Below are 1993 nucleotides of genomic sequence, written 5' to 3' on the forward strand. Positions count from 1 at the left end.
CAGCTCCTCATTGGCTTCGGCTAATTGCCGCTTCAGACGAACGTTTTCTTCTGCCAGCGACCGCTCTCGCTCAGATGTATCTTGCTGTTGCTGAACCTTAGAACGCCACTGATAAAGCTGACTCGAGTGTATGCCCAGTTCACGAGCCGCTGCGGCAACGCCTATGCGATCAGCAAGCGCTAACGCTTCTTGCCGATAGGTATCTGAGTAACGGGTATAGGATTTTTTCTTCATTGATGTCGTCGATCTTGCCATGGTTCACCTCGTTGCAGTGTATTACATTCTTGAGGTGTCCATCGTTACTGGGCAAGATCACCCATCCCCAGCTGCGTTTCTGGTCATCTAGCCCGCAGCCACTGATGGCTATCCTGGCGCCCAACCATCCTTTAGCCAAGCACACCACACCGCTTACGCTCACTCAGTTAAGCACACAGCCGATGGCCATGTGGGATACCACCCATGGGGTGCGCCAAATGGTTGACCAAGCCTTTCAGCAATCGCGTATAGCCCCGCGCATGGCGATGAACACCAACTCCATGGTGATTCTGGCGCAATACGTGCGTAGCGGTATGGGCATTACCTTGCTGCCCGCCTTTGCCGTCGCCCATGATTTAGAGCTCGGCACGTTAGTAGCGCGCCCGGTAGATAATCCGCTTTTTCAGCGCTCCCAGGCCCACATGGTCACGCGGGTAGGTCGACAGCAGCCCAAAGCTAGCGTTCTGCTGCTACGCCACCTACAACGCTGGATGCAGGCCTTTCGCGCCCCAGGCTTGGCGGTGAGCGATCAACCAACACCACTGCCGTAACCAAATGCCACGCTGGCTTCGGGGGCGGTTTCTACCCAAACGCTTTGCGGCACCGTGTATTCGCGCAGGCCATCCAAACCACTGGAGCGCCCAAAGCCGCTATCGCCAAAGCCTCCGAACGGCGACATAACGCTGATCGCCTTGTAGCTATTGATCCACACCGTACCCGCTCGCAACTGACCGGCTACGCGATGCGCCCGCGCAACGTCCTGGCTCCAAACGGCACCAGCCAAGCCAAAGCGTGTCTCGTTGGCAAGTTGAACAGCCTCATTGTCAGTGTCGAAGGCCATCGCCACCAACACCGGGCCGAATACCTCTTGCTGAGCGATCTCCATATCCGGTGTGACATCGACCAGCACCGTAGGGGCGATAAAGTAGCCGTGAGCCTCATCGGGCAGCCCTAATGGACGTTTACCCCCCGTTAACAGCCGCGCGCCAGCGGCTACTGCAGCGTCAATCATACGCGTCACTTGCTCAAACTGGCGGCGATTCTGCAATGGCCCCATGCGCGTTGCTTCGTCACTAGGCAGGCCCACTTGAATCTGCTCCGCCGCCCGCGCCAAACGGCTGGTAACCTGCTCAAACACCGAGCGCTCAATCAACAGCCGCGATCCGGCCACACAGCTCTGTCCAGCCGCCGCAAAAATGGCCGCCTGGGCACCCGCAACGGCTTCATCCAGTTTGGCATCGGCAAACACGATATTAGCCGACTTGCCTCCCAGCTCTAACACGCTGGGTACCAGTCTCCGCGCACCAGCCTCGGCGATCATACGGCCACTCTGGGGGGAGCCCACGAATACCAGTTTGCTGATGGCAGGGTGATCGGTTAGCGCTGCGCCGGTCGATTTGCCTAGCCCATTGACGATATTGATCAATCCTTTAGGAAGCCCGCCGCTTTCAAGCAGCTTGGCAATCACCACCGATGAAAACGGCGTCAGCTCGGAAGGTTTTAGCACCACGCCATTGCCCGCCGCCATGGCCGGGGCTAACTGCCAGGCACAGGTGAACATCGGTGCGTTCCAGGGGGTAATCTGCCCCACCACGCCATAGGGCACGTGGTGCACATAGTTAAGGTGCGAAGTAGGCACCGGAATCACTTCGCCATGCTGCTTGTCGCACCAGCCCGCGTAATACTCGAACATCTCACGCACTTTGCCTACTTCAGCGCGGCAGTCACGAATCGGCTT

3 protein-coding genes are annotated in these 1993 nt (G+C 58.1%); 1 reads left to right on the forward strand and 2 read right to left on the reverse strand.

What is annotated here, in order from left to right:
• On the reverse strand, window positions 1-255 hold a 255-nt coding region (locus INT22_RS05120), incomplete at its 3' end, for a transposase (RefSeq protein WP_193067822.1).
• On the opposite strand from INT22_RS05120, the gene INT22_RS05125 reads away from it, so the two are divergent.
• Window positions 237-806 carry a substrate-binding domain-containing protein gene (locus INT22_RS05125; RefSeq protein ID WP_226912422.1) on the forward strand — a complete coding sequence of 190 codons (570 nt, stop codon included), beginning with the start codon at window positions 237-239 and terminating at the stop codon, window positions 804-806. The two genes, INT22_RS05120 and INT22_RS05125, sit on opposite strands and share 19 nt — an antisense overlap.
• On the opposite strand, the gene INT22_RS05130 is transcribed toward INT22_RS05125, so the two are convergent.
• A partial coding sequence (locus INT22_RS05130) for an aldehyde dehydrogenase family protein (protein WP_226912423.1) occupies window positions 785-1993 on the reverse strand: 1209 nt, incomplete at its 5' end. The genes INT22_RS05125 and INT22_RS05130 overlap by 22 nt on opposite strands.

This window comes from Halomonas sp. 3D7M (genome assembly GCF_014897885.1).
Taxonomy (GTDB): domain Bacteria; phylum Pseudomonadota; class Gammaproteobacteria; order Pseudomonadales; family Halomonadaceae; genus Vreelandella.

What these genes read in the sequence shown, in the direction of transcription:
- INT22_RS05125 (WP_226912422.1), top strand. Translation starts at nt 237, where the DNA reads ATGTCGTCGATCTTGCCATGGTTCACCTCGTTGCAGTGTATTACATTC.